The organism is Streptomyces sp. SID14436 (assembly GCF_010548465.1).
GTDB lineage: Bacteria > Actinomycetota > Actinomycetes > Streptomycetales > Streptomycetaceae > Streptomyces.
The window spans coordinates 1-5,194 of sequence record NZ_JAAGMD010000844.1 but is presented as its reverse complement, the minus strand read 5'-3'; the positions used below and the strand labels follow the sequence as shown (position 1 = coordinate 5,194).

The window sequence follows — 5,194 nt, the reverse complement described above, 5'->3', positions numbered from 1 at the left end:
CCGTTGCGCCGAACCGCGCACACCCGGCGCGCGGGCCGCGCAGGACCGTCTGATGCTCGCGATGCGGAGCGGAGAAGCCGCCCCGGATCGGAGGTGATGACGTGTCAGGAAGGCTGCTGCGTCTGGTGTGCACGGCGGCACTGGCGGCCGGGACGGTCCTCGTGCCGCTGCCCGCGACGGCCCTGCCGGAGCCGTCCCCGGCCACCGCGGACGCCGGCCCCGGCAGCGGGGCGGCGGAGGGCGAGGATCCCGGCGGGCGGTCGGTCGCCGAGTTGCTGACGGATCTTCAGGAGCTGTACCGCGAGGCCGGGAAGGCCACCGAGACCTACAACGCCACCGAGGAGCGGCTGCGCAAGCAGCGCGTGGAGACGGCCCGGCTGGACCGCGCCCTCGCCCGGGCCCGGCTGACTCTGCACGACAGCCGCGGCGCGGCGGGACGGCTGGCCCGGCAGCAGTACCAGAGCAGCTCGGACCTCTCGCCCTATCTGCGGCTGCTGCTCGCGCGTGACCCGCAGCGCGCACTGGAGCAGCGGCACGTGATCGGCCGGATGGCGCGGGAGCGGACCGAGACGGTGGGCCGGCTGACCGCCGGCGAGAAGCGGGCCGCCGCGCTCGCCCGCCGCGCCCGCAAGGCCCTCGACGACCAGCAGGTCCTCGCCGCACGGCACCGCACGCAGCGCGACGAGGTGCGCCGGCGGCTCGGTGAGGTCGAGGAACTGCTCGCCTCGCTCAGCGCCGGCCGGCTGGCCGCCCTCGCCGAGCTGGAGCGGACGCGGACGGCCGAGCGGCAGGAGGAGTTCCTGGCCTCCGGCGCTCTGGGCGCGCCGGGCCCCGCACGCACCCCGACCGGGGCGGGCCAGCGGGCCGTGCGGTACGCCGTCGAGCAGATCGGCAAGCCCTACGAGTGGGGCGCGGAGGGCCCGGCGGCCTACGACTGCTCGGGGCTGACGTCCGAGGCGTGGGCCGCGGCCGGAACGCCGGTCCCGCGGACCAGCCAGGAGCAGTGGGCGGAGCTGGAACGCGTGCCGCTGGACCGGCTGCGGCCCGGGGATCTCGTCGTGTACTTCCCCGAGGCCACGCACGTGGCCCTGTACCTCGGCGACGGGATGGTGGTGCAGGCGCCCCGTCCCGGCGCCCGGGTGAAGGTCTCCCCCATCGCCGCGAACCCGGTGCTGGGCGCGGTGCGCCCCGACCCGGACGGGGAGCCGCTGCGGCAGTACGAGCCGCCCGAGCTCCCCGAGGGGGCGACGGAGGGGTCCGACGAGGGCTACGCGGAGGCGGGTGCGCCGGCCGGACCGGCCGCGGCGCCCGCGACCTCGGCCAGGTAGGCGTCCGCCTTGGCCGGGTCGAAGAAGAAGTTCTCCAGGTCGGACGGGTCGTCGAAGCAGTTGACGAAGCGGTTCGCGACCTCTTGGTACTGACCGCCCGCGCCGAACAGGTTCAGCACGTGCTCGGGCGGCGGGGCCAGCATCGCGTTCGTCCACTTGGTGACGTGGCGGGCGGTCTCCCAGTACCGGTCGAACGTCTGCTGCATCCAGGTCTCGTCGAACGGCTTGTCGCCGTGTTCGAGGATGGACGCGAGGTAGGAGGCGGCGCACTTGGACGCCGAGTTGGAGCCCTGCCCGGTGATGGGGTCGTTGGCGACGACGACGTCGGCGACGCCGAGGACGCGCCCGCCGCTGGGCAGCCGGCCGACGGGGTTGCGGACGGTGGGGGCGTAGCGTCCGGCGAGCGTGCCGCCCGCGTCGGTCAGTTCCACGCCCGAGGTGCGCTCGTGCTCCCAGGGGAGGAACGTCTTCATCAGGTCCAGGGTCAGGGAGAGGTGCTCGCCCGGGTCCTTGACGTCCTTGAAGGCGTCCAGCGGGCCGCCGGGGAGGCCCTCCCAGAACAGGATGTCGGCGCGGCCGGTGGTGGTGAGGGTCGGCATGATGAACATCTCGCCGACGCCGGGGACCACGTTGCAGCGGACGGCCTCGGTGTCGGGGTGCTCCGGGCGGGGCGCGAGTCCGTGCACGTAGGCGACGGCGAGGGCGCGCTGCGGCTCGCTGTACGGGGAGCGTCCCGCGTCGCGGCCGAACATCTGGACCAGTTCGCCCTTGCCGGCGGAGACGAGCACCAGGTCGTAGGCGCGGGAGAAGTAGTCGAGGTCGCCGACGGCCACGCCGTGGATGACGAGCTGGCCGCCGCGCTGGGCGAAGGTCTCCATCCAGCCGGCCATCTTCACGCGCTGGTCCACGGACTGCGCGTACCCGTCCAGCAGGCCCAGCCAGTTGATGGCGCGCTGCGTGGGGCCGGGGTCGTGCGAGCCGGGGGCGGCGACCGAGACGCCCAGGCCGCGGATCTTCGGGGCCTGCGACTCCCAGAAGTTCAGCTGGAGGTCTCGCTCGTGCTGCAGCGCGGTGTGGAACATGCACTGCGTCGACATCACCCGGCCGGTGCGTATCTCGTCCGCGGTCCGGTTCGACATCAGGGTGACCTCGTACCCGTGCGACTGGAGGCCGAGGGCGAGCTGGAGCCCGGACTGGCCGGCTCCGACGACGAGTATCTTCCGCATACGGGGGTGACTCCTACTCGGGGGTTTCGTCTACTCGGGGGTTTCGTCGAGCGCGTGGCCCACGAGGGACAACAGGGTCTCGATGGCAGATATCCGGCGGCGCGCGTCCATGATCATGACGGGGATGTGCGCGGGGATCGTCAACGCCTCCCGCACGTCCTCCGGTTCGAACCGCTCGCTGCCGTCGAAGTGGTTGACGGCGACGACGTACGGCAGTCCGCAGCTCTCGAAGTAGTCCAGGGCCGGCCAGCAGTCCTTCAGCCGCCGGGTGTCGGCGAGGACGACCGCGCCGATCGCGCCGCGCACCAGGTCGTCCCACATGAACCAGAACCGCTGCTGACCCGGGGTGCCGAAGAGGTAGAGCACCAGGTCGTCGTCGAGCGTGATGCGGCCGAAGTCCATGGCCACCGTGGTGGTGAGCTTCTCCGGCGTGGCGGTGAGGTCGTCGGTGCCCTCGCTCGCCTCGGTCATCAGCGCCTCGGTCTGCAGGGGCGTGATCTCCGAGACGGCGGTGACGAGGGTCGTCTTGCCGACGCCGAAGCCGCCGGCCACGACTATCTTCGTGGCGACGGGTGCCCGGGTGGGGTCCGCCTGCCAGGGCAGCAGGGGCTCGTCGCCCTCGACGAGCGGGGAGACGCCTCGGGCGGCGTCAGAGACGACGGAGTCCACTCAGCACCCTTTCCAGCAGCGCGCGGTCGGGACGGCCCGTGCCGTGGCCGGTTCCCGTTCCGTAGACACGGATCTGTCCTTGGTCCGCGAGGTCGCTGAGGAGGACCCGGACCACGCCGAGCGGCATCCTGAGCAGCGCGGCGATCTCGGCCACCGTCCGCATCCGGCGGCACAGTTCGACGATGGCCCGGCTCTCCGGCATGACCGCCGACAGCCCGCCGCTCGTCAGCTCTTTGCGCTCCTCGGGGGCCTCCAGGGCGGCCGTGCTCGCGACGAACGTCTCGACGAGCAGGACGTGGCCGAAGCGGGTCCGGCCCCCGGTGAGGGAGTAGGGGCGGACCCGGGCGGGTTTGCGGTCACCGCCGCGCACCGGGAGCTGTTTCCTGGACGTACTGCTCATCGGGGACTCCCGGTGGACTCGGTCTCCAGGGACTGGCGCAGTTCGTGGCGGAGTTCGGGGGTGAGGACGTGGCCGGCCCGGCCCACGAAGAGGGCCATGTGGTAGGCGACCACGCTCATATCGCAGTCCGCGGAGCCGTGCACACCGAGCAGGGAGCCGTCACTGATCGACATGACGAACAGGCTGCCCTCGTCCATGGCGACCATGGTGTGCTTGACCGGCCCGGAGTCCATCAGCTTGGCGGCGCCGACGGTGAGGCTGCCGATGCCGGAGACGATGGTCGCGAGGTCGGCGGCGGAGCCGCGGGGGCCGGTGCGCCGCTCGCTGCGCGCGGCGCGGGCGGCGGTCACGCGGTCGGCGTCGGAGGAGAGCAGCAGCAGTCCGTCGGAGGAGACCACCGCGACGGAGAGGATGCCGGGCACCTCCTCGACGAGGTTGGTCAGCAGCCAGTGCAGGTTGCGGGCCTCACTGCTCAGTCCGAAGGTACTGGGCGCGGTCAACTGCTTGCCTCCTCGACGGTGCCCCCCGTGGCTTCCTCGGTCGCGGCTGCTCCGGTGCCGCCGGTGTCGGCGGCGTCCCGGGCGCGGGCCGGCTGTGGTGCGGCGGCGGACGGGGCCCGGTGGGGTCCCGTCTGCTCGGAGATCTCCGCCTCGACGTCCCGGTATCCGGCCTCCGCCCCCCGGTGGAAGCCGCCGAGGCGGCGGCGCAGGGCCTCCGCGTCAACGGAGCCGGTGCGCGGGCGCGGGGCTTCGACGGGTGCGGTGATCCTGGGTGTGCGCTTGGGCAGGCCCTTCGCGGTGACCGGCTCCTCGGCCACGGGCTCGTCCGCCGCCGGGCCGTCGGGCACGCGGGCGTGCTCTGCGTCGGCGCCGGGGGCGGTGGCGGTCCCGGGCTCCGTGGGGCTGTCGTCCGCGGCGGCCGGCGGCGTGGCCTCCGGGCCGGTGGGACGGTCGTCGCCGGGCCGGGACGGGGCCGGGATCAGGAGTTCCATCGTCATCTCGGCGGGCCGCTGCGCGGGGACAGCGGGCGCGTCGTCGCGCTCCTCCCCCGTGCCATCGACGCCATCGGTGTCGCCCGAGTCGGCGGTGGCATCGGTGGCGTGGTCGCCTCCGGGCCGCTGCTCCGCCCTCTCCGGCGCACCGGCGTCCGGCCGGGCGTGCGCGTCGTGACCGGCGGCCCTCTCTGCTGCAGGTGCCTGCGCGTCCGTGTCCCGCCCGTCGGTGTCGTCCTCGGCCGCACCGTGGTCGACGGCCTCCGACGCGTCCCGCTCCGCGGGCTCCGGCGTGCGGGCGTCGGGTGCGTCGGCGTCGGCTTCGTCGGCGCCGAGTGCATCGGCCTCGGCTCCGTCGGCGCCGGGTGCGTCGGCGTCGGCTTCGTCGGCGCCGGTTGCATCCGCCTCGGCTTCGTCGGCGCCGGTTGCATCCGCCTCGGCTTCGTCGGCGCCGGTTGCATCCGCCTCGGCTTCGTCGGCGCCGGGTGCGTCGGCGCCGGTTGCATCGGCGCCGGGTGCGTCGGCGCCGGTTGCATCGGCGTCGGCTTCGTCGGCGTCGAGCCGCGGCGCGGCGTCGTCC

At 74.0% G+C, this 5,194-nt stretch carries 5 protein-coding genes and 1 pseudogene; 1 reads left to right on the top strand and 5 read right to left on the bottom strand.

The window, feature by feature from the left end:
- Window positions 1–101 precede the first annotated feature (101 nt).
- Window positions 102–1,328 (top strand): C40 family peptidase, encoded by a 1,227-nt coding sequence (locus G3I53_RS30930; RefSeq protein WP_164438992.1) that lies wholly within the window; start codon window positions 102–104, stop codon window positions 1,326–1,328.
- Here G3I53_RS30930 and G3I53_RS30925 read toward each other — a convergent pair.
- The 5 genes and pseudogenes from G3I53_RS30925 to G3I53_RS30905 all read right to left on the bottom strand — a co-directional run.
- A complete protein-coding gene (locus tag G3I53_RS30925; RefSeq protein WP_164338472.1) occupies window positions 1,268–2,554 on the bottom strand; it encodes a styrene monooxygenase/indole monooxygenase family protein in 1,287 nt (428 codons plus the stop codon). The two genes, G3I53_RS30930 and G3I53_RS30925, sit on opposite strands and share 61 nt — an antisense overlap.
- 30 nt (window positions 2,555–2,584) lie before the next feature.
- On the bottom strand, window positions 2,585–3,223 hold the full coding sequence (locus G3I53_RS30920) for an ATP/GTP-binding protein (protein ID WP_164338473.1): 639 nt from the start codon (window positions 3,221–3,223) through the stop codon (window positions 2,585–2,587).
- Window positions 3,204–3,623: a DUF742 domain-containing protein gene (locus G3I53_RS30915; RefSeq protein ID WP_164338474.1), complete on the bottom strand. Its 420-nt coding sequence runs from the start codon at window positions 3,621–3,623 to the stop codon at window positions 3,204–3,206. Before G3I53_RS30915 ends, G3I53_RS30920 begins: the two co-directional genes overlap by 20 nt.
- A complete protein-coding gene (locus tag G3I53_RS30910; protein WP_164338475.1) occupies window positions 3,620–4,123 on the bottom strand; it encodes a roadblock/LC7 domain-containing protein in 504 nt (167 codons plus the stop codon). The genes G3I53_RS30915 and G3I53_RS30910 overlap by 4 nt, the downstream gene beginning before the upstream one ends.
- Window positions 4,120–5,194, bottom strand: a pseudogene (locus tag G3I53_RS30905) (hypothetical protein); the annotation flags it as partial. The pseudogene G3I53_RS30905 and the gene G3I53_RS30910, both read right to left, overlap by 4 nt.

What these genes read in the sequence shown, in the direction of transcription:
- G3I53_RS30915 (WP_164338474.1), bottom strand. Translation starts at nt 3,623, where the DNA reads ATGAGCAGTACGTCCAGGAAACAGCTCCCGGTGCGCGGCGGTGACCGC.
- G3I53_RS30925 (WP_164338472.1), bottom strand. Translation starts at nt 2,554, where the DNA reads ATGCGGAAGATACTCGTCGTCGGAGCCGGCCAGTCCGGGCTCCAGCTC.